Source organism: Ureibacillus terrenus, assembly GCF_006569205.1.
Taxonomy (GTDB): domain Bacteria; phylum Bacillota; class Bacilli; order Bacillales_A; family Planococcaceae; genus Ureibacillus; species Ureibacillus terrenus.
Genome location: NZ_VIGD01000003.1, coordinates 162803 through 185567, shown reverse-complemented (window position 1 = coordinate 185567; position 22765 = coordinate 162803). Strand labels below are relative to the sequence as shown.

Below are 22765 nucleotides of genomic sequence, written 5' to 3'. Positions count from 1 at the left end.
TCCTGGTCCTTTCAACTGTTTTTTTATAAACATCATAACATTGGTCAAACATTTTATCGAGAAGGGAGATACTATTTTATAACAATCCGTAAAAATGATATGATATTAAGAGATTTTACCGGAGAGGAGCGTATGAAAATGGAGGAACAATACCATTCCGAGAAAACGTTTGTCTTAGGCCGTCCGATCGCATCCATTTTTCATAACGCCTCCAATATGTATTCCATCGTGAAAGTAAAAATCAAAGAAACGAATCTAAAATATCAAGAAAAAGAAATTACCGTGGTCGGCTATTTCCCGGCTCTTGATGAAGAACTCCACTACCGCTTTGTCGGCAACTTGTCAAATCATCCGAAATACGGTTTGCAATTTCAAGCGGAAGCCTTTGAAAGGGAGGTCCCTGCTACGGAGCAGGGGGTGATTCATTACTTGTCAAGCGACATGTTTCCAGGGATCGGTCCAAAGACCGCTGAACAGATTGTGAAAACATTGGGACCGGATGCGCTGAAAAAAATCATGGAAAATCCCTTTGTTCTGGATGAAGTGCCAAGGCTGTCCGAAGACAAAAAAATGACAATCCGGACTGCGCTGGAGAAAAACTTGGGTTTGGATCGGGTCATGATCCAGCTGAATGAATGGGGTTTCGGTCCTCAGCTGGGAATGAAGATTTATCAGACCTATCGGGAAGAAACGATTGAACTGTTAACCCAAAACCCTTATCGGCTGATTGAGGAAGTGGAAGGTGTCGGTTTTGCCAGGGCGGATGAGCTCGGAAGAAAACTGGGTATTACAGGAAACCATCCGGATCGGATCAAAGCGGCGGTATTGCATAAATTGAACCAGGCCGCACTATCGGAAGGACATGTCTATTTAGAGGCGGAGCAATTGTTGCCGGAAGTGAAGGAACTTCTTGAGCAGAGCCAGCCGGTAGAGATTCCGTATGAATCGATTTCAAATGCTGTCATTGAATTGGAAGAGGAAGGCAAGATTTGCGGCGAAGAAACAAGGATTTATTTGCCTTCCCTCTATTTCAGCGAAGTCGGCATTGCGACAAAGGTGCTTCAGCTGGTGAAGAAGAATGAAGAGAGCCGAAACTTTTCAAACGATGAAATACGAAAAGCCATCGGGGAAGTTGAAGAAGATTTGGGCGTGACGTATGCCGAAACGCAGGCAAAAGCGATCGAACAGGCTTTGAATTCCTCCATTATGATTTTGACGGGCGGCCCAGGAACAGGGAAAACGACCGTCATCCGCGGCATCGTGGAAGTGTATGCAAGACTGCATGGCCTTTCTTTGGAGCCGAAGGAATATGCAAAGAAAGAAGAACCATTTCCCATCGTGCTGGCAGCGCCGACGGGAAGAGCGGCAAAACGGCTTTCCGAATCGACAGGACTTCCTGCCATGACGATTCATCGACTGCTGGGATTCAACGGACAAGAAAAAGAAGAGGAAACAGACCGTGAAATCCAGGGGCGTCTGATTATTATTGATGAAATGTCGATGGTGGATACATGGCTGAGCCATCAACTGTTCAAAAGTATTCCTGCTGAAGCCCAAGTGGTGCTTGTCGGCGACCAGGATCAATTGCCCCCTGTCGGTCCCGGACAAGTGTTGAAAGATTTGTTGGCGGCAAAAATAGTGCCGACCGTCGAATTGACGGAAGTCTACCGTCAGGCGGATGGTTCGACGATTATCGAGATGGCCCATCAAATCAAAAAGGGGCAAGTTCCTGACAACTTTACGGAAAAAACGGGGGACCGTTCTTTTATTAAAGCATCCGCCGAACAAATCGCGAGCGTCGTGACGCAGGTTGTGAAAAGCGCGATGTCAAAAGGCCAGTCCATCCGGGACATTCAGGTATTGGCGCCGATGTACAAAGGACCGGCCGGCATCGACCGTTTGAATAAAGAAATACAGGATCTCGTCAATCCAAACGAAGATGGAACGAGAAAAGAAATCAAATATGGCGATACCATTTTCCGTATCGGGGATAAGGTATTGCAGCTCGTGAATCAACCGGAATGCAATGTGTTTAACGGAGACATAGGAGAAATCGTAGCGATTATCAAGGCGAAGGAAACGGTGGACAAACAGGATCAGGTCGTCGTTTCTTTCGATGGCAATGAGGTTACTTACGACCGGGGAGATTTAAATCAAATCACCCTTGCCTATTGCTGCTCCATCCATAAAGCGCAGGGGAGCGAATTCCAAACGGTCATCATGCCAATCGTCCGGAGCTACGCAAAAATGCTTCGGAGAAATTTAATTTATACGGGAATTACCCGCGCAAAAAATTATCTGATTCTGTGCGGGGAACCGGAAGAATTTTGGAAAGGTATCCAACGCACCGATGATTTGAAACGATTCACGACTTTGCGCGCCCGATTAAATCCATTCATTGAAGATGAAGCGGAAGTTGATAGGACAGGGCAAACGGAACAAACATTTCGTGCGGATGCACATGAGAATATACTTGAACATGAAGAACCAAAGGAAATGCCGGAACTTCCTCCGATGCTGACCGCGGAAACAGCGCCGAAAATTCATCCAATGATCGGCATGGATGGCATCACCCCGTATGACTTTTTAGATGAATAAAACTAAAAGCAGCACCAGCCGAAGAAGGCTGGTGCTGCTTTTTCATGATTTCGCATAAAACCGGTATCAAACTTCCTTGGTTTTCCGTCCATGGAGCAAAAAGTATAAGAGAATGTTGAACAATATTACAAAGCATAGGCCGAAGTACAGATGGCCGTAAGTCGTGTAAGGCACAATGAATCCTAACAAATAAGGCCCGAAGCCCAATCCTGCGTCAAGAAAAATAAAGAATGTGGAAGTGGCAAGCCCCATGCGGTGAACTGGGGTCACTTTGACGGCGAGGGCTTGAATGCAGGATTGCATGTTTCCATAGCCGAGGCCGATCAAAACTCCCGAAAGCAGCAAAATAAAACTATTTTGGGCAGCGCTTAATACAAACATTCCAATGGCAAAAAACAAAAAGGCCGGGTACATGACAAAGTTTGCCCCTTTGGCATCCAACAGGCGTCCTGAAAACGGACGGGAACATAAAATCGCCACGGAATACACCAAAAAGAAGAAACTTGCTGCTTTCAGCAAATGAAGTTCCCGGGCATAAAGATTCATAAACGAAAGAACGCCGGAATAGCATAAAGCGGCAATCAGCATGATGAAGGAAACAGGAATGGCTTTCGGTTCGAGATAATTCGAAAGCTTGAGTCCTTTCATGGATTCTTTTTCGATCATTTTTTCCGGTTCGGAAACTTCAATAAAAAATGAAGTGATGAAACTGATTATGCCCAGCAATGAACATACCCCAAAAACGAGCTCATAGCCGGTATGCTGGGTCAATAAGATGCCCAAAAAAGGACCGATTGCCGTAGCCAGTGTAGAGCTCATGCTGTAGTATCCGATTCCTTCCCCTCTCCGGTTGGCCGGGATGATTTTGGCCACGATGGTTCCGGTCGCCGTGCCGGCAAAGCCAAGGGTTGCCCCATGCAAAAACCGGACAAACAGGAAGAATCCGATATTGATTTGTATGAAATAAAGAAGGCTTGATGCCGCAAAAAGGAAAGTTCCGATCATTAACGTCCTTTTATAGCCGATGGAATTGATTTTGCTGCCAACAAAAATCCGTCCGATTAAAGTGGCGATAATGAAAATCCCCGTTGCAAGCCCCGCTACGCTTGCGGAGGCGTTAAATTCCGTTTTTGCATAAACCGCCACAATGACGACTAACAAATAGAATACGCACGTTAAAAGAAAATTGATCAATGAGGTAATAAGAAAATCTTTCGTCCATAATTTTGCATCGTTCATTTTTGTTTCCCTTCTTTTTCTGCGAGCTGTTGGCGGATTTTCGATAGGGTTTCGAAAAAGGATTGAAGTTCATTTTCAGATAGCTTTTCCAATATTTCTCTTTCTAAATTTGAAATTTCTTTTCGGCATGCCGCATAAAGCTCCTCTCCTTTGGGCGTCAGTTGCATCAATTTTTCCCTTCGGTCGCGGCTTTCAATTTTTTCGACCAGTTGCAGATCTTCCAGGCAGCTGACCCTGCGCGTAATGGTGGGCTTTTCCACGCTGTAGCGTTTCGCTATTTCAACCAAAGTGGACGGACCATGATGCTTTATGTAATAAATGACTTGCCAGAGAGAGTAAGAAAGATTGTATTTGCCCAATAGTTCATTTAAGGAGCTGATAAGAGGACGATACAATCGCAAATATTGTTGTAAAAAACCTTCCAACACGGTCACCCCCATTTAAATGGTTACCCTAGGTAACTATATCATTATAGCAATTATAATCAATATTTAAAAGTGTCGCCATGGTAACTATAAGGGGGGAAGTGGCCTGATTTCTGTCCGCCCATTGATCAATAAAATTGATGTTTAATCAATTAAAAGATAAATTTTTTTAAAAGTTCTATATCATTTGTTTTGGAATAGGCTTGTTTTTATATATTTTTGTGATAATAAATGCCGAAAATATATTATTTTTTTAAAAATCATCTCGATATTAGATAGGTTTTATACAAAATTGAAATTGTTCTTTCACAATAAAAAGTCATAAAATGAGGTTAAGAAAAATTATTCTGCGAAAGAGTGATGGATGATGTGTGGAATAACAGGCTGGGTTGAATGGGATCAAGATTTGAGACAGCATGAAGTCACCATCAATAAAATGGCGCAAACATTGGGGAAAAGGGGGCCCGACTCACTGACCAATTACCGCGACACGCATGCAGCCCTTGGCCACACCAGACTCATCGTAGTAGATCCTGCCGGCGGACGGCAGCCGATGACAAAAATTAAGGATGGAAATGCTTATACAATAGTCTATAACGGAGAATTGTATAATACGGAGGAATTGAGAAAGGAATTAATCAAACGGGGATATACTTTCAAATCCCATTCGGATACGGAAGTGCTCCTCACGGCATATGTGGAATGGAAAGAAGATTGTGTATACCACCTCAATGGAATATATGCATTCGCCGTTTGGGATCCTGCATGTGAAAAATTGTACATGGCGAGGGACCGGCTGGGTGTAAAGCCTTTATTCTATCATTATAACGGAAACCGTTTGTTGTTCGGGTCGGAATTGAAGGCGATTTTGGCCCATCCGGAAATGAAAGCGGAAATTGACAGGGAAGGATTGCAGGAATTGTTTGGGCTTGGTCCATCCAGAACTCCGGGCCATGGGGTATTCCGGGGGATTTCCGAGTTAAGGCCGGCTCACTTTTTGATCTTTGACCGCAGCGGACTGACAATCCGCCGTTATTGGAATGTCAACAGCGAAAATCATGTACATTCATTGGATGAAACAATTGAGCATGTCCGCTTTCTCATAAAAGATGCCGTGGAACGCCAGCTGGTGGCCGATGTCCCGGTTTGTACGTTTTTATCGGGAGGGCTCGATTCCAGCGCCATAACCGCTATTGCTTCCAATTATTTTAAGAAGCAGGGAAGGGGAACACTGCATACCTATTCCATTGATTATGAGGAAAACAGCCATTATTTTCAGAAGAGTTTATTTCAGCCGGATGAAGACCGGCCATGGATTGAAAAAACGGTGCAATACTTGGGTGTCGCTCATCATCAAGTGATTGTCTCCCATGAAGAACTGGCAGAAAAATTGAAGGATGCGGTGATTGCAAAAGATTTGCCGGGGATGGCGGATATCGATTCTTCATTGTTGATGTTTTCCGATGAGGTAAAAAAACAGTTTACCGTTGCATTGTCCGGCGAATGCGCCGATGAAATTTTCGGCGGGTATCCATGGTTTTATAAAGAGGAATTGCTGAGAGGCGAAGGATTTCCGTGGATGCAATCCATGTCCGCAAGAGAGAATCTTCTATTGCCGTTTTGGAAGGAAAAGTTAAAGTTGAAGGAATATGTCAAACAGAGGTATGAAGAAACCATCCGGGAAGTGCCGGCACTGGAGGGTGAACATGCAACAGAAGCGCGTAGAAGAGAAATTTTTTATCTCAATATGATATGGTTTATGACGACCCTGCTTGACCGGAAAGACCGGATGAGCATGGCGGCAAGCCTGGAAGTGCGCGTTCCTTTTGCCGATCATCGGATCGTCGAATATGCATGGAATATCCCATGGACGATGAAAATGTTGGACGGAAGGGAAAAGGGGCTATTGAGAAAAGCAATGGAGGGAATTCTGCCGAAAGAGATAATATATCGGAAAAAAAGCCCGTATCCAAAAACACATCATCCAAAATATACAAAGTTAGTGAAAGAAATGTTGCGACAAATATTGCAAAAGGAAAATTCACCAATCCTTGAATTTGTTTCAAAAGAAAAGCTGGAAAAAATGCTTGATACCAATGAATCTCCTAAATTTCCGTGGTTCGGCCAGCTGATGGCAGGCCCCCAGCTCATCGCACATTTGGTCCAAATGAATATGTGGTTCAATTTATATAATGTGAATTATGTCGATTAATGGGTTCAAGACAAAAAACAGGCAGAAACGATGAATCATTTGGAATGGAATTAGGAAACATAGAGTACAAGCGCGGTTATGAATCAAGGAAATGGAGGGGTCAGTGATGATCAACTTAAACCCTGATCATTTTATCATCAAACCAGCATTAGCCACAATCAATTGTGAACCGAATTGGCAGTGGAAAAGGAAGGCGCCGATCCCAAACTATGATTTGCTGTATATTTGGAGCGGCGAAGGAAACTTAAATTTGAACGGCAAAGACTATAAATTGCAGGAAGGGAGCTGCTTTTTATTCAGGCCCGGGGATTGGACGACAGCGACGCACAATCCTATGAATCCGCTCGTAATCACGTACATCCATTTTGATCTTGAAACAGAGCCGGAAATTATTCCGAAACATTATCGAATTCTCCAGGACCGCATCCATTTTGAATCTTTGTTGACCAGGTATGTCCGTTTATTTTTGGTAAAAACCTTTGCCGCGGAAATAGAAGGTAAGCTTATCCTGAAACAATTGATGATTCAGCTTCTGAGGGAAGATCAGCTGGCCGAAACGCAACAGGATGAGGATCACGATGAAATGAAGGGCCAAATCTTTTTTAACATCCGGGAAGTGGCCAACTACGTGCAGCAACATCCGGGAGAAAATCATACAGTCGAAAGTTTGGCGGCCCGCGCAAACTTTTCGCCCCGTTATTTTTCAAAAAAATTCAAGGAGATTATGGGGCAAACCATTCAGTCTTACATTATTGAAACCCGCATCAAAAGGGCGGAGCATTTATTGCATTATACCGGAATGTCCGTAACGGAAGTGGCCGATGCCCTGGGTTACAATAATATACATTATTTTAGCCGCCAATTCAAAGCGTATACCGGAAAAAGCCCTTCCGAAATCCGTACGGTGCCAGCGCCAATAAAATCTGATAGAAAAGAACTGACAATGCAAAGAAACGCCTAATTCAATAAAAAACCGGCAATTTCCTGAACGGAAATGTCGGTTTTTTATTAAAGGCATAAACATTTGGGCAACATTGGCAATTCTTCCGCCACTGCTGCCAAGGTTGTGAAAGCGGTGATCGTTCCGCTTTCCGCCAATATGTTTTCGCCCGTGAAGGAGGTGTAAAAAAGTGCAAACATTCTATGAAATAGTCTAAATATTTTTAATTCTAGTCCTGATAGGATGTATGTATAGAATACAGGAAGAATTAAGGGGTGCAAAAAATGAAACAACTACTCAACCAAGGCTTATACAATCCGCGACTGGAACATGACTCGTGTGGAATCGCCTTATTAGCAAATATAAATGGAGAGAAAACCCATTTTATTGTATCCCAGGCCCTCACTGCCCTTGAACGGTTGACACATCGGGGAGGAAGGGACGAAAAAGAAACGATGGGGGACGGATCCGGTATTTTGACGGATATTCCTCATGAACTCTTTTCAAAAGAATGGGAAAAACAAGGAAAGCAACTCCCTGAAACTGGACGATACGGGGTTATGATGATTTTTCTTCCTAAAGAAACTACAAAACTAGTTGAATATAAATCGAGAATCGAAGAAATCGTTGAAAAGAGCGGTTTAGAATTGTTCGGCTGGAGAACGGTGCCGACGAACGAAGAAGTTTTGCAAAAGGAAGCAATCGAGTCAGCCCCTTCAATTCATCAATTATTTGTATTGCCGGCGTCAAATCTGGAACAAGAGGATTTTGAACGACGCTTATATGTGGTCCGCCGCAAAATCGAAAAGATATTCGGCGAGATCGAAAAAAATAAAGACGCTTGCTATATCTCCAGTTTATCATCGAAAACGATCGTATATAAAGGACTCCTCTTGCCGGAGCAGTTAAAGAATTTCTATATAGATTTAACCGATGAAGATTATCGTTCAAAAATGGCGATGGTCCACAACCGTTTCAGCACAAACACTTTCCCGAGCTGGAGCAGGGCACAACCGAACCGTATGATCATGCATAACGGTGAAATCAATACCATCAACGGAAATGTGAATTGGATTTTCGCCAGGGAAGCATCCATGCAATCAAACGTGTTCGGCGTGGATGAGAAAGAACTTCATCCAATCATCAATCTGGACGGCAGCGACTCTGCAATGTTTGACAATGTGTTGGAATATTTGGTGCTATCCGGCTGGTCGTTGCCGCAGGCGATGATGATGATGATTCCGGAACCTTGGCAAAACAACCCGTTGCTTTCCGCAAAACAGCGGGCGTTTTACGAATACCATAGCGCATTGATGGAGCCATGGGATGGCCCGGCCGCAATGGGATTCACAAACGGAAAACAGGCGGGTGCCTGCCTCGACCGCAACGGTTTGCGTCCTGCAAGATATATTTTGACAGACGACGACTTCTTCTATTTATCTTCGGAAGTCGGGGTTGTCGATATACCGGAGGAAAAAATCGTTCAAAAAGGCCGCTTGAAACCTGGCCAAATGTTGTTGGTGGATTTTGAGAAAAGAACGCTGTTGTTTGATGAGGAACTAAAACAGCAGCTCATCAATGAACAGCCATATGAACAATGGGCGGCCGAAATGATCATCCCTCTTGATAACATCCCGGCTCTAAATATACAGAAGTCAAGGAAAATGAATAAAAAACAGCTTGTCCGGCTTCAAAAAGCATTCGGCTATACATTCGAAGAGTGGGAGAAGTATATCAAACCTCTTGCAATGCGCGGTGACGATCCGGTCGGTTCAATGGGTTATGACGGACCGCTCGCCGTTTTATCAAAAAAACCGCAACTGTTGTTCAACTATTTCAAACAGCGGTTTGCACAAGTAACCAATCCTCCAATCGATGCCATTCGGGAAGCTTACGTAACATCGATGGAAGTGTATTTGGGAGGAGAAGGAAACTTATTAAATCCGAAAAGGGAAGAATATCAAAAAATTAAATTGAAAACACCGATTTTGACAAAAGACGACTGGATGAAAATCATCGGTTTGCACCTGAACGGATGGAAAATAAAAAGACTGTCCTCCTTATTCCCTTCGAGACAGCCGGAACTGATGGAACAGCATTTGGAGAAGCTCTTGAAAAAAGCTGAAAAGGCAGCGGAAGAGGGTTGCCAACTGCTTATCATCAGCGACCGCGGAGCCAACAAGGAAAATGCGGCCATTCCTTCATTGCTGGCAGTTTCCGGTATCCACCATCATTTAATTCGGAAAGGACTCCGCAATAAAGTGAGCATCATTGTCGAATCAGGGGAACCGAGAGAAGTTCACCATTTTGCGGCACTGCTCGGTTACGGGGCCAATGCCATCTATCCATACTTGGTATATGCATCCATCGCCCAACTGGAAGAGGGCGAAGAAAAAGATTTCATCGGAAAATATGTTAAAGGGATCACAAAAGGCATCTTAAAAGTCATGTCCAAAATGGGCATTTCGACGGTGCAAAGCTATATCGGCGCGCAAATTTTCGAGGCGGTCGGCCTCAGCAGGGAAGTCATCGACCGTTATTTTCCTCGCACGATTTCCCAAATCGGGGGTCTCGATATAACGGATATCGCTTTGGAAACAGCAGCCCGCCACAACAGAGGATGGGAAGACAAAAGATTATTGCTTGAAGAAGGTTCCGATTTCCAATGGAGAAAAAGCGGGGAAGAACATCTATATCGTCCGGAAACGATCCATACATTGCAGCTGGCTTGCCGCACAGGCAATTACGAATATTACAAAAAATACAGCGAAATGCTTTCAAAAGAAAGCATGACAACATTGAGAGACCTGTTTGAATTAAAAAGCGACCGGAAACCAATTCCTATCGATGAAGTGGAACCGGTTGAATCCATTTTCAAACGGTTCAAAACTGGAGCCATGTCTTTCGGTTCCATCAGCAAGGAAGCCCACGAAGCGATTGCCATCGCCATGAACCGCATCGGGGCGAAAAGCAACTCGGGCGAAGGCGGGGAAGATCCGGAACGGTACATTCCGCTGCCAAACGGGGATTCCAAGTTAAGCCGCATCAAACAAGTCGCATCAGGACGATTTGGCGTCACAAGCCATTATTTGGTCAATTGTGATGAAATCCAGATCAAAATGGCCCAGGGAGCCAAACCAGGCGAAGGAGGACAGCTTGCCGGACACAAAGTGACGGTGGAAGTGGCGAAAACGAGAGGATCGACTCCTGGAATCGAACTCATTTCACCGCCTCCACACCACGATATTTATTCGATTGAAGATTTGGAACAATTGATTTATGACTTGAAAAATGCAAATCCTGAAGCGCGCATCAACGTCAAACTTGTTTCCGAAAGCGGCGTTGGAACGATAGCGGCGGGCGTTGCGAAAGCAAAAGCCGATGTGATTCTCATCAGCGGATATGATGGAGGAACGGGAGCGGCTGCCAGAACAAGCATCAAACACGCCGGCCTTCCTTGGGAATTGGGGCTTGCGGAAGCTCATCAAACGCTTATGCTAAACGGCTTAAGAAACAAAGTGGTGCTTGAAACGGACGGAAAACTGATGAACGGAAGGGATGTCGTGATCGCCGCATTGCTGGGCGCGGAAGAATTCGGATTTTCTACATTGCCGCTGGTATCGCTGGGCTGTGTGATGATGAGAGTTTGCCATTTGGATACTTGCCCGGTCGGAATCGCGACACAGAACCCGCAGCTCAGAAGGAAAATGATTGGCACTGCGGAACACGTCATTAATTTGATGCATTTCATCGCGCAAGAAGTACGCGAGTTGATGGCAGAACTTGGATTCAGAACTTTGGAAGAAATGATCGGAAGGACTGACATCATTCAAATCAAAGACGATCTTGGCTGGAAAGAAAAGAAACTGGACTTTTCCGCCCTTCTGGCAATGCCGGAAGGGGAGCGGACGGCATCCAAAAGCCAGGATCACCAATTGCAAGAAACATTGGATTATCAAAAATTGATTCCATTAAGCCAGGATGCGCTGACTAAAAAACGGCCGGTTCAGATCAACCTTCCTATCCAAAACACAAACCGCTCCGTCGGCACGATGCTCGGGTATAAAGTATCGAAAAAATTTGGAAGCGAAGGATTGAAAGAAGATACGATCCAAATTCATTTCAATGGTTCAGCCGGCCAAAGTTTTGGGGCATTTATACCGCAAGGCATTACGTTGAAACTTGAAGGCGATGCCAACGACTATGTCGGCAAAGGGTTATCCGGCGGAAAAATCATCGTGGCCCCTCCATCAAATGCAAAGATTGCCGCAGAGGAAAATGTGATCATCGGCAATGCGGCATTTTATGGAGCGACAAGCGGAAAAGCGTTTATCCGTGGAAAAGCCGGGGAAAGATTTTGCGTCCGGAATAGCGGAGCGCACGTCGTGGTGGAAGGTGTCGGCGATCATGGCTGTGAATATATGACGGGCGGACGGGTCGTCATTTTAGGTGAAGTCGGCAAAAACTTTGCCGCAGGAATGTCGGGCGGAATCGCATATGTTTATTCGCCGGCGAATGAACATTTTACGGAAATCTATAACGACGAACTCGTTTTGCTGGAAGAGATTCATAACTTGCAAGAATTGAATTTTGTCAATGCGTTAATCAAAGAACATTATCAACAAACAAAGAGTCCAATCGCACAAAGAATTCTTCAAAATTGGGAGTTTGAAGCGCAGAAATTTATCCGCGTCATTCCTCACAAATATAAACAGATTTTGGAACAAGAAGAAAAACAATTATTGAACAGCTACTTAGCATGAGAGGATGGTGAGCAAAATGGGGAAACCAACTGGATTCTTGGAATATAAAAGGGAAAATGTCCGGTATCGTGATCCTTTAGAAAGAATCCGAGATTGGAAGGAAATTTCTTCTTTGCCTTCCGAAAACACTTTAGCCAAACAGGCGGCCCGTTGCATGGATTGCGGCGTTCCATTTTGCCAGAACGGTTCATTGATTGGGGGCATGACGACAGGATGTCCAATCTTCAACTTAATTCCGGAATGGAATGAACTGGTGTATCAAGGAAAGTGGAAAGAGGCTTATGAACGTTTAAGCAAGACAAATCCGTTTCCTGAGTTCACAGGAAGGGCATGTCCGGCTCCTTGTGAAGCTGGATGTGTCGCTTCCCTCTATGAAAGCTCGGTAAGCATCAAAAGCATTGAATGGGCGATCATCGAAAAAGCCTTTGAAGAAGGATGGGTAAAACCGCAGATTCCAAAACAACGGACAGGAATCAAGATCGCCGTTGTCGGTTCAGGTCCAGCAGGTTTGGCTTGCGCCTATGAATTAAACAACTATGGCCATTCGGTGACCGTTTTTGAAAGAAGCGACCGGGTTGGAGGACTTCTTACGTACGGAATTCCAAAAATGAAAATTGAACAACATGTTGTTGATCGCAGAATCCGCTTGATGGAAGAATCGGGCATTTCCTTCTTGACGAATGTGGAGGTAGGAAAAGATTACTCCATCGAACGTTTAAAAGAAGAATTTGATGCAGTCATTCTTTGCACAGGAGCAACAAAACCGCGGGACATGGATGTGAAGGGCAGAAATTTGAAAGGCATTCATTTTGCGATGGAATATTTGCATTCCAATACAAAAAGTTTATTGGATTCCGACTTGAAAAATGGGCAATACATTTCTGCGGAAGGAAAAGATGTCGTGGTCATCGGCGGCGGTGATACGGCAGTCGATTGTATCGCTACCGCACTAAGGCAAAATTGCAAAAGTGTCGTTCAATTGGATATTTATCCAAAACGCCCTGCAGAACGGGCACCGGATAATCCTTGGCCACAATATCCGCTTATTTATAAATTGGACTACGGACAAGAAGAAGCAAAAGCAAAATTCGGCGACGATCCAAGACTATTTGCAACTTCGGCTTTGGAATTTATCGGGGATGATGGAGGCCGGCTCGTTGCTGTCAAGACTGTCGGCATAAAAACCACATTCAATGAAAAAGGCGAAAAAATCCGTGAACCGATACCGAACACCGAAAAAGTGCTTTCTGCGCAGCTTGTTTTGATTGCCATCGGATTTGAAGGGCCGGAAAGGGAACTATTCGATCAATTAAACATTGATGTGGGCGGATTAAGAAAGAGCCGTTCCTATCAAACGGATCTGGAAAATGTCTTTGTGGCCGGAGATGCCAGAAGAGGCCAAAGTTTAATCGTATGGGCGATCCAGGAAGGGAAAGAAGCCGCAAAAAGATGCCACCGATATGTAACAAGTAAAGTAAACTTATCATTTTAGGAGGGATATGGTGCAAGCAACAGATTATATCCAGCAATTATTTGCCGACCGGATTGGAGGCCCCTCTTTCGGTCTGAAGGAAGAAATATTCAAATTCGAAAAAATTAAGCGGGCCAAACGGGCGGCCATCAAAGAAAAGCCTCATGTCCCTTTGATCGATTTGGGAGTCGGGGAGCCGGATGCGATGGCGGATATGAGGGTTGTCGAAAAACTGTATGAAGAAGCGGCAAAACCGGAAAACCGGTTTTATTCGGACAATGGGATCCCGGAATTCAAGGAAGCCGCTTCCCGCTACATGGCGGAAGTGTTCGGGGTGCCGGATCTGGATCCCGAAACGGAAATCAACCACGTTATCGGTTCAAAATCAGGGCTCAGCCTCCTGCCGGCCGCTTTCATCAATCCCGGCGACATTACCTTGATGCCGTCCCCTTGTTACCCCGTGCTGGGCACGTATACAAAATATTTTGGGGGGGAAGTTGTTCACCTCCCGCTATTAAAAGAAAACGGATTTTTGCCCCGCCTGGATCAAATCGATCCGGAAGTATTGAAGAAAGCTAAAATGATTTATCTGAATTATCCGAATAATCCGACAGGTGCAGTTGCCTCGAAGGAATTTTTTGAGGAAGTCGTCGAATTTGCAAGAAACAATCAAATCATCGTTGTCCACGATGCAGCATATGCCGCTCTCATGTTTGACGGAGAAAAGCCGCTCAGCTTTTTATCCGTGCCGGGAGCGAAGGAGGTCGGGGTAGAAATCCATTCATTATCCAAATCCTTCAATATGACGGGCTGGAGAATCGGGTTTATTGCAGGAAATCCGAAGCTGGTCAAAGCCTTTCAAACGATCAAGGACAATAGCGATTCGGGACAGTTTATCCCCATTCAGAAAGCCGCAAGTTTTGCATTGGCTCATCCTGAAATCACGGAACAAACGGCCAAAAAATATTCCCGCAGACACGAAATGCTCGTCCAAGTTTTGCGGGGGTGCGGTTTTCAAGCGGAGAAACCGAAAGGCTCCTTCTACTTATATGCCGAAGCGCCGGTCGGCATTAAAGAAGGTCCGTCATTCCAAACGGCGGAGGATTTCTCCCAATACCTCATACGTGAACATCTCATATCAACCGTTCCTTGGGATGATGCAGGACGCTTCATAAGATTTTCCGTTACATTCGAAGCCGATACGGAAGAAGAGGAAAAACAAGTGATGAGAGAGATTGAAAGAAGGTTGAAAAGAGATCGGTTCATATTTTCAAGAGGGTGATCAAAATGCTGTTTACGAAAATGCATGGCCTAGGCAATAATTACATCTTCATCAATCTATTGGAAAACACTTTGGAGGAAGATTCGCTTCCAACACTTGCCAGAAATCTTTCGGATGTGAGATTTGGCATTGGTTCCGACGGTATGATTCTCATTTGTGATTCCAAAGTGGCCGACTTCCGGATGCGGATTTTTAACGCGGACGGGTCTGAGGGAAAAAATTGCGGCAACGGATTGAGATGTGTAGCGAAATATTTGTACGATCATCAGTTTGTAGATTCGGAAAGTTTTACCATCGAAACGCTTGGAGGAATTGTGGAAGTCCATATTTCCGAAAAGAAGAAAGAAGTGGAATATGTCACGGTTGATATGGGCGAACCGAAATTGTTAAAGACCATGATTCCGATGATCGGAGAGCCGATGACAATGACCATCAATGAACCATTCGAAATCGGCGGAAATCAATACCGCTTAACCTGTGTTTCAATGGGCAATCCCCACGCCATCATGTTTGTCGATGATGTCCATAAGGTGCCTCTTGATAAGATTGGTCCGATGATTGAACATTCCGACATTTTCCCTGAAAGAGTGAATGTCGGGGTAGTGGCCGTCAAAAAGCCGAATGAACTCGACTATCGGGTGTGGGAAAGGGGTTCGGGCATCACGATGGCCTGCGGTACAGGAGCTTGCGCGGCGGTAGTCGCTGCCACTCTGAACAATAAAATTGAAAAGGACCAATCCATAACCGTTCATTTGCCGGGGGGTGATCTGGAAATACGTTGGGATGAGAACAACCATGTATGGATGAAAGGAAAGGCGGAATACATCTGCCATGGTGAATTCAAATTGGAAGATTTCACAAAAGAAAAGTTGTTAAAAGCATCAGGCGAATAAAAAATTTAAGGAGGAATTATTCATGAAAAGAAATTACACAAAAGAAGACATTCTAAGAATCGCAGAAGAGGAAAATGTCCGATATATCCGGTTGCAATTTACAGACCTGTTCGGAATTATCAAAAACGTTGAAATTCCTTTGAGCCAATTGCCAAAAGCGTTGGACAACAAAATCATGTTCGACGGTTCTTCCATTGAAGGATTTGTAAGAATTGAAGAATCCGATATGTATTTATACCCTGATTTAAATACATGGCTCATTTTCCCTTGGGAAACAGAATACGGAAAGGTTGCCCGGTTAATTTGCGATGTATATTTGCCGGATGGCACACCTTTCCCTGGAGATCCCCGCGGGGCTTTAAAGAGGGTATTAAAAGAGGCAAACGAGCTTGGATTCACTGCCATGAACGTAGGTCCGGAACCGGAATTCTTCCTGTTTAAAGCAGATCCAAGCGGCAATCCGACAATGGAATTAAACGACCAGGGCGGATATTTCGATTTGGCTCCGACAGACCTGGGCGAAAACTGCCGCCGTGATATCGTTTTAACTTTGGAACAAATGGGATATGAAATTGAAGCTTCTCACCACGAAGTTGCTCCTGGGCAACATGAAATTGACTTCAAATATGCAAATGCGGTCGAAACAGCTGACAATATCCAAACGTTCAAATTAGTCGTGAAAAACATTGCCAGAAAACATGGATTACATGCAACATTCATGCCAAAACCTCTCTACGGGGTAAACGGTTCAGGAATGCACTGCCACCAATCACTTTTCCGGGGAAATGAAAATGCCTTCTATGATGAAAATGATGAACTTGGTTTGAGTGAAACAGCGAAACAATATTTGGCAGGAATCTTAAAACATGCTTACAGTTTCGCTGCCATCACAAACCCGACAGTAAATTCCTATAAGCGGTTAGTTCCAGGATATGAAGCTCCTTGTTATATCGCTTGGTCAGGCAAAAACCGCAGTCCTCTTGTACGCGTTCCTGCAAGCCGTGGATTAAGTACACGAATTGAATTAAGAAACCCGGATCCATCCGCAAATCCATATCTCGCATTAGCAGTCATGCTTGCTGCAGGGTTAGACGGCATTAAAAACAAGTTGACTCTCAGCGAACCTGTAAACTCCAATATTTACAAAATGAATGAGCAAGAGTTAGAAGACCTGAACATTAAAAGTCTTCCATCCAGCCTGGAAGAAGCGCTTGATGCATTGGAACAAAACGAAGTGATCAAAGCGGCGCTGGGAGAACATATTACTACCCACTTTATCGCAGCCAAACGGTTGGAGTGGGATGAATTCAGAATCAGCGTACATCCATGGGAACGTGAACGTTATATCACTTTATATTAAAGGGGGACGATTCATGAAAAAAGTTGAGGTCATCACGCGTCCAGAGGTGTTCAAAGAATTGAGGGATAATCTTTATTCCATCGGAATCGGCGGCATGACGGTAACGGAAGCCGCCGGTACCGGCAAACAAAAGGGGGTGGAAGGTTTATTTCGGGGAACAACCTTCGAAATAAAAGTTCTGCCGAAGCTGAAAATTGAAGTGGTAGTGGATGATGAGCAAGTGGAGGAAGTTGTGGAAGTTATCCAAAAAACATGCAATACAGGATCGGTAGGTGATGGAAAAATTTTTATTATTCCTGTGGAAGAAGCCATTCGGATCCGGACAGGTGAACATGGGAAACAAGCGATTATCTGAGATGAGGGGAGTCGAGAAGAGATGTTGAAAAAAATTGGTTCAATTATTCCTTTGTTGTTGCTTGTCGCACTGCCAGCCTATGCTGCAGAGCCGACAGTGGAGTCTTTGGAGTTATCCGTTAACTTGGTTTGGGTCATGTTGGGTGCCATATTGGTGTTTTTCATGCATGCCGGATTTACCTTGGTGGAAACAGGGTTCACAAGAGCGAAAAACTCTTTGAACATCATTATGAAAAACTTTTTGACAATCAGCCTGGTATCAATTTTATATTATCTCGTCGGTTTTGGCCTTATGTTTGGGGATTCGGCCGGCGGTGTGGTCGGAACAAACGGATTTTTCCTATCGGGAAGAGAGGATATCGACTTTTTCATTTTCCAGGCCATGTTCGCAGCGACGTCCATCACCATTATATCCGGAGCAGTTGCCGAACGGATTCATATTTTAAGTTATATGTTGATTGCCATTGGAATGAGCATAGTCATTTATCCGATTATCGGCCATTGGGTTTGGTCCGGAGATGGCTGGCTTGCCCAATTGGGATTCACTGATTTTGCCGGTTCTACGGTGGTACATTTAACAGGCGGCATTGCAGCATTGACGGTGGTCATTTTCCTCGGGCCTCGTATCGGAAAATACACAGGCAAAAAGGTCAACGTCATTCCGGGCCATAACATTCCATTAGGGGCCCTTGGAGTATTCGTTCTATGGCTGGGCTGGTTCGGATTCAACGGCGCCAGCACACTGGCTGCAGATACAAGCCTGGTGCCTAACGTCATTGCGACAACATTGCTTTCCACATCTGCAGCATTTGTGGCATCTGCATTGTATACAAGAATCCGTTTCGGAAAAATCGATCCTTCCATTTCATTGAACGGCGTTTTAGGCGGTTTAGTGGGAATTACGGCAGGTGCGGCGGATATTTCAATCCCGGGTTCCATTGTTGTGGGATTAGTGTCAGGGATTTTATTAGTGGAAGGTGTCCGCTTCCTGGATGCGAAACTCCGTGTGGATGACCCGGTAGGAGCCATTGCTGTCCATGGCATTTGCGGCATTTGGGGAACACTTGCGGTAGGTTTATTCTCGACTTCAAGCGGTTTGTTCTATGGCGCAGGAGCGTCTCAGCTGGGAATCCAGGCGCTCGGTGTTTTAGCGGTTTTAGTGTATACTTTCTTGCTTGTCAGCGTCATTACGGTCGTGATCAATTACATCTATCCAATCCGCGTTTCAAGCGAAGAAGAAATTGCCGGACTCGATTACTCCGAACATGGTGCATATGCATATGAATGGAGCCAAAGCTTATTAGAAAGAGTGATCAACGGCAATGAGGAAAAACCGGTACACGGATTGGGGTTGGCCGATCGTTTAAACAACTTGGCACGCGGCACAGTGAATAGCAAAACTTCCTAACCCTTTTTAACATAAGACTTCCGAACGGGATGTGAAGGCATCTTGATTTGGAAGTCTTTTGTTCAGCATCAGGGAATCCGGTTTCCCATGCAAAGAGGCGCTGCACAATGGGCAGCGCCTCAAAACGTTCAATGGTTGTATGTTTTGCTTAATTCAATGAAAAAGTCCAGCGCTCTCGGATTTGCGACGGCATCTTTGTTGATGGCTTTATTTGCCGGCATACCGAGCAAAATTTTCCGGATCGGCACTTCCAATTTCTTTCCGTTCAGCGTTTTCGGCACTTCTTCAATGACATGGATTTGATCGGGTACAAAGCGTGGAGACAAATTTTTTCTGATGGCATCCTTCAATTGTTGGACGAATGCATCGTTAAATTGGCCGGGATTTTGCATGACGACAAATAAAGATAAGCAGGACGGCCGATCTTTATACTCCAAATCCACGACCAAACTGTCCCTGATTTCCGGGAAGGATTCAACAATTTTATATATTTCGCTTGTTCCCATCCGCACACCGGAGCGGTTGATTGTCGCATCGGAACGTCCGTAGATGATGCAGCTGCCATCTTCATTGATCTGAATCCAGTCTCCGTGTCTCCAAACATTTGGATACGTGCTGAAATAGCTGTCAAGATATCGGCTGTAGTCCTGGTCTTTCCAGAAATAAATCGGCATCGATGGCATCGGTTTTGTGACAACGAGCTCGCCGACGGAGCCGATGATCGGACGGCCTTCTTCATCATAGCTTTCCACTTTTGCGCCCAGGGAACGTGCCGGAATGATTCCTGCTCTGACAGGGAGGCAGACATTTCCTCCGACGAATCCCGTGCAAACATCGGTGCCTCCGCTCAAGGAAACAAGCAAGATGTCTTTTTTCACGGAATCGTAAACCCATTTAAAGCCATTGGCGGATAAAGGCGAACCGGTTGAGAAGACCGCCCGCAATTCAGGGAATGAAAAATGCCGATTTGGACGATAATTTTGTTTCATGCAAGAATCGATAAATGCCGCGCTTGTCCCAAAAACCGTAATGCCCGCTTCTTCCGCATAGCTCCATAATGCGGAAAGGTCCGGGTAGCTTGGACTGCCATCATATAAAACTATGGTGCTTCCCGCCATCAATCCGCTGATCAGGAAGTTCCACATCATCCAACCGGTTGTCGTAAACCAGAAAAAACGGTCGTCTTTTCCGATATTCCCTTCAAGCTTCAGGGATTTTAAATGTTCGAGAATGATGCCTCCGTGGGAATGGACAATCGGCTTAGGCAAACCGGTAGTGCCTGAAGAGTATAAAATCCATAATGGATGGCTGAATTCCACCTGTTCACTTTCAAGTTCCAGGTTTTTTTCTTTTACCGCTTCCGCCCAATGAATCATGTTTGGAGACAGTTCCGGCTGTTCCCCGGCATTCTGGATGAGGATGCAATGTTCAATGGACGGGATTTCTTCGAGCAGATGGCGGATGGTATCCATTTTGTCATATATCTTCCCGTTGTATTGGCAGCCGTTGACGGCAATAAGAAGTTTCGGTTCAATCTGTTTAAAACGGTCAACGACACTGCCCACCCCAAAATCCGGAGAGGCCACCGACCAAATCGCGCCGATGCTTGCACAGGCCAAAAAGCCGATGACGGTTTCGGGGATATTTGGTGCATATGCCGCCACCCGGTCCCCTTTTTGTATTCCAAGTTTTTTCATATAATGGGCCAGCGCCGCCACATCTTCGTACAGCGTTTTCCACGAAACCGTTTGATGCGGTTGATTTTCGGCTTTATAAATGATTGCAGGATTCGGAAGTTCTTTATTGCGAAAGATCTGGTCCACATAATTTAAATGGGCATTTTGAAACCATTTGACAAAAGGCATTTCATTGCCGGACAAAATCTTGTCATACGGCCGGCTATGGACCACTTCACAGTATTCCCAAATGGATTTCCAAAATTCTTCCGTTTCTGTGGTGGACCAATCCCATAATGCCTGGTGGGAATCAAACTGGTAGCCGTAGTGCTCCCGCAGCCATTGTTTGTAGCGGGTCAATTCGCTGTTTTGAACCGTGGCTTCATCCGGCGTGTATAACAGCGATCCTTCCAGTACTGTAATCAATCAAATCATCCTTTCAGTAATTCGATTTATTGAAAATATGGGGAGTTTTCTTTTGCCATTTCTTCGATACTTTCCGCAAACAATTAATAGAATTTAGAATATTAATTAATTATGAATAGAATAATAAAAAAATGCTCCTGACAATAAATTTTCATAATTAAAAAAGAAGAGTTTTCAATACATGATAGATTTTTGATAAAATATTACTTTTTTTTTCATAACTTGTATATTTTTTTAGTAGAAAGATTGAATTTTATTTGAAATATTTGTTTTTTCGTGTTTTCAAGAATATAATCTTTTTATAATCATAAGTTTTATTATAGGAATTATAAGGATAGGGGTGAGGGGATATTGGGAAACATTGTCAACCAATTGGAATTAACGAACTTGATCCGTGAGATTGAACACTCATTTGATGATGTAGTTAAATGGCGGCGTCATTTGCACCAGCATCCGGAACTTTCCTTTGAGGAGCATGAAACGAGCAAATTCATCGCAGAAAAGTTGGAGGACTTTGGATTGACGGTCCAAAGGAATGTCGGAGGAACAGGATTAGTTGCAAAGATCGAAGGGGGGCAACCCGGAAAAACCGTTGCCTTCCGTGCGGACTTTGATGCATTGCCGATTCAGGATTTAAAAAAGGTGAGCTATGCTTCAAAAAAAGAAGGCGTATCCCATGCATGCGGGCATGACGGCCATACGGCGGCGCTATTGGGATTTGCCAAAGCGTCTCAAAGCATCGGCATCTTCTGAAAGGAAACATTTTGTTGATTTTCCAACATGCGGAGGAAAAACCGCCGGGCGGGGCTAAGGAAATGATTGCGCAAAATATTTTGGAGGACGTCGATTACGTATTTGCCGCCCATTTGGATTCTTCGCTAGAAGTGGGGAAGGTGGCAATCGGTCCGGGTTATCAGATGGCGGCCGTGGATCATTTTAAAATCCATTTGAAAGGCCTTGGAGGGCATGCGGCCCGTCCGCATGAAGCCGTGGACGCGTTGGTGGCAGGAGCTGAATTGGTCACGGGCCTCCAAAAGATTGTCAGCCGCAATATCAATCCATTGCATTCAGCCGTTGTGACGATCGGGAAGTTTCAATCGGGAACGGCCTTCAATGTAATCGCCGAAAACGCGTTTTTGGAAGGAACGGTGCGGACATACGATGAATCAGTACGGCACCACATAAAAAATCGGATCGAACAAATTACGAAAGGGATTTCGTCAGCACATAATATTGAATCTGAGATTGAGTATTTATTCGGCTATCCGGCCCTTTATAACGATCCGGAACAAACAGAAAAAGTGAAGCGGGCCTTGATGGAAGGTTTTGGAGAGGAAGCGGTCATCGAACAAACCCCTTCCATGGGAGCGGAGGATTTTGCCTATTTCTTATTGGAGAAGCCGGGCACATACTTTAAAGTCGGTTCAAGGAACGAAAGGGAAGAAACCCAATATCCGCATCACCATGGAAACTTCGATATAGACGAAAGGGCGCTCTTCAACATCCAAAAAGCATTCGCTTTTATAGCTCATGATTATTTGAATGGTGCGATTGGATCGGAATTGTAAGCGTCGGATGATGGAAATTTCAAAGCAAGCAGGCAGGAGACCTGACTCTCCTGCCTTTTGTTTTGCCGTTTTTGGTAAATGAAAAATATTATCAATTTGGAACAATTTTTTGTATAATTTGTGATATGAATATGGATAGAAAGGGAAACC

The 22765-nt window shown here is 44.6% G+C and carries 13 protein-coding genes and 1 pseudogene; 11 read left to right on the top strand and 3 right to left on the bottom strand.

The annotated features are described in order from the left end of the window. Positions 1-138: 138 nt before the first annotated feature. Complete coding sequence (gene recD2, locus FKZ59_RS03830; RefSeq protein ID WP_141601416.1) at positions 139-2598, top strand: SF1B family DNA helicase RecD2; 2460 nt, start codon at positions 139-141, stop codon at positions 2596-2598. 66 nt (positions 2599-2664) lie between these two features. Here recD2 and FKZ59_RS03825 read toward each other — a convergent pair whose 3' ends face one another. Next, positions 2665-3837 carry an MFS transporter gene (locus FKZ59_RS03825; protein ID WP_141601415.1) on the bottom strand — a complete coding sequence of 391 codons (1173 nt, stop codon included), beginning with the start codon at positions 3835-3837 and terminating at the stop codon, positions 2665-2667. Continuing rightward, on the bottom strand, positions 3834-4265 hold the full coding sequence (locus tag FKZ59_RS03820; protein WP_246045809.1) for a MarR family winged helix-turn-helix transcriptional regulator: 432 nt from the start codon (positions 4263-4265) through the stop codon (positions 3834-3836). Before FKZ59_RS03820 ends, FKZ59_RS03825 begins: the two co-directional genes overlap by 4 nt. A gap of 364 nt (positions 4266-4629) precedes the next feature. Between FKZ59_RS03820 and asnB the strand changes: the two genes are divergently transcribed. The 9 genes from asnB (at position 4630) to FKZ59_RS03775 (ending at position 18945) form a co-directional block, all read left to right on the top strand. Further along, positions 4630-6474 carry an asparagine synthase (glutamine-hydrolyzing) gene (asnB, locus tag FKZ59_RS03815; RefSeq protein WP_141601438.1) on the top strand — a complete coding sequence of 615 codons (1845 nt, stop codon included), beginning with the start codon at positions 4630-4632 and terminating at the stop codon, positions 6472-6474. A gap of 106 nt (positions 6475-6580) precedes the next feature. After that, a complete protein-coding gene (locus FKZ59_RS03810; protein WP_141601413.1) occupies positions 6581-7435 on the top strand; it encodes an AraC family transcriptional regulator in 855 nt (284 codons plus the stop codon). Positions 7436-7698: 263 nt separating this feature from the next. After that, on the top strand, positions 7699-12177 hold the full coding sequence (gltB, locus tag FKZ59_RS03805) for a glutamate synthase large subunit (RefSeq protein WP_141601412.1): 4479 nt from the start codon (positions 7699-7701) through the stop codon (positions 12175-12177). 16 nt (positions 12178-12193) lie between these two features. Beyond that, positions 12194-13669: a glutamate synthase subunit beta gene (locus FKZ59_RS03800; RefSeq protein WP_141601411.1), complete on the top strand. Its 1476-nt coding sequence runs from the start codon at positions 12194-12196 to the stop codon at positions 13667-13669. A 7-nt stretch (positions 13670-13676) separates the two neighbouring features. Next, a complete protein-coding gene (locus tag FKZ59_RS03795) occupies positions 13677-14930 on the top strand; it encodes an LL-diaminopimelate aminotransferase (RefSeq protein ID WP_141601410.1) in 1254 nt (417 codons plus the stop codon). Between the two features lie 5 nt (positions 14931-14935). After that, positions 14936-15823, top strand: a complete 888-nt coding sequence (gene dapF / locus FKZ59_RS03790) for a diaminopimelate epimerase (RefSeq protein ID WP_141601409.1) — start codon at positions 14936-14938, stop codon at positions 15821-15823. Between the two features lie 22 nt (positions 15824-15845). Beyond that, positions 15846-17183, top strand: coding sequence for a type I glutamate--ammonia ligase (glnA, locus tag FKZ59_RS03785; RefSeq protein ID WP_141601408.1), 1338 nt, complete (start codon positions 15846-15848; stop codon positions 17181-17183). 13 nt (positions 17184-17196) lie between these two features. Then, entirely contained in the window at positions 17197-17538 is a 342-nt protein-coding gene (locus tag FKZ59_RS03780) for a P-II family nitrogen regulator (RefSeq protein WP_141601407.1), read from the top strand. Between the two features lie 21 nt (positions 17539-17559). Continuing rightward, entirely contained in the window at positions 17560-18945 is a 1386-nt protein-coding gene (locus tag FKZ59_RS03775) for an ammonium transporter (protein ID WP_141601406.1), read from the top strand. A 128-nt stretch (positions 18946-19073) separates the two neighbouring features. Here the strand turns inward: FKZ59_RS03775 and FKZ59_RS03770 are convergent, their stop codons facing one another. Further along, positions 19074-21047, bottom strand: a complete 1974-nt coding sequence (locus tag FKZ59_RS03770; protein ID WP_141601405.1) for an acetoacetate--CoA ligase — start codon at positions 21045-21047, stop codon at positions 19074-19076. 642 nt (positions 21048-21689) lie between these two features. On the opposite strand from FKZ59_RS03770, the pseudogene FKZ59_RS03765 reads away from it, so the two are divergent. Then, a pseudogene (locus FKZ59_RS03765) lies at positions 21690-22615 on the top strand (M20 metallopeptidase family protein). Positions 22616-22765 lie beyond the last annotated feature (150 nt).

What these genes read in the sequence shown, in the direction of transcription:
- recD2 (WP_141601416.1), top strand. Translation starts at nt 139, where the DNA reads ATGGAGGAACAATACCATTCCGAGAAAACGTTTGTCTTAGGCCGTCCG.
- FKZ59_RS03825 (WP_141601415.1), bottom strand. Translation starts at nt 3,837, where the DNA reads ATGAACGATGCAAAATTATGGACGAAAGATTTTCTTATTACCTCATTG.
- asnB (WP_141601438.1), top strand. Translation starts at nt 4,630, where the DNA reads ATGTGTGGAATAACAGGCTGGGTTGAATGGGATCAAGATTTGAGACAG.
- FKZ59_RS03810 (WP_141601413.1), top strand. Translation starts at nt 6,581, where the DNA reads ATGATCAACTTAAACCCTGATCATTTTATCATCAAACCAGCATTAGCC.
- gltB (WP_141601412.1), top strand. Translation starts at nt 7,699, where the DNA reads ATGAAACAACTACTCAACCAAGGCTTATACAATCCGCGACTGGAACAT.
- FKZ59_RS03800 (WP_141601411.1), top strand. Translation starts at nt 12,194, where the DNA reads ATGGGGAAACCAACTGGATTCTTGGAATATAAAAGGGAAAATGTCCGG.
- FKZ59_RS03795 (WP_141601410.1), top strand. Translation starts at nt 13,677, where the DNA reads ATGGTGCAAGCAACAGATTATATCCAGCAATTATTTGCCGACCGGATT.
- dapF (WP_141601409.1), top strand. Translation starts at nt 14,936, where the DNA reads ATGCTGTTTACGAAAATGCATGGCCTAGGCAATAATTACATCTTCATC.
- glnA (WP_141601408.1), top strand. Translation starts at nt 15,846, where the DNA reads ATGAAAAGAAATTACACAAAAGAAGACATTCTAAGAATCGCAGAAGAG.
- FKZ59_RS03780 (WP_141601407.1), top strand. Translation starts at nt 17,197, where the DNA reads ATGAAAAAAGTTGAGGTCATCACGCGTCCAGAGGTGTTCAAAGAATTG.
- FKZ59_RS03775 (WP_141601406.1), top strand. Translation starts at nt 17,560, where the DNA reads ATGTTGAAAAAAATTGGTTCAATTATTCCTTTGTTGTTGCTTGTCGCA.